The sequence below is a fragment of the Flavobacterium xizangense genome, from assembly GCF_054075145.1.
Genome location: NZ_JBSIPG010000342.1, coordinates 1 through 234 on the forward strand (window position 1 = coordinate 1; position 234 = coordinate 234).

At 34.6% G+C, this 234-nt stretch carries 1 pseudogene; it reads right to left on the bottom strand.

From position 1 onward, the window contains the following. Window positions 1-37: 37 nt before the first annotated feature. Window positions 38-234: pseudogene (locus ACWA1B_RS23700) on the bottom strand (bifunctional NADH-specific enoyl-ACP reductase/trans-2-enoyl-CoA reductase); the annotation flags it as partial.

The following is a 234-nucleotide window of genomic DNA, read 5'->3' on the forward strand; positions in this document are numbered from 1 at the left end:
GGCTGATGGTTTTTCGTTTTACTTAGTAAAAATAGTATTATTTGATGCTTTCTATATTAACAACTTCGTTAGTATCTGCGTTGTAATCAACACCAGGAACTTCAAATCCGAATAAATTTAAGAAATCGCTTCTATAACCTGCTAAATCACCAATTTCTGGCAATGATTCAGTTGTAGCTTCTTCCCAAAGTTTAGCTACTTTAGCCTGAACATCTTCACGCATTTCCCAGTCAT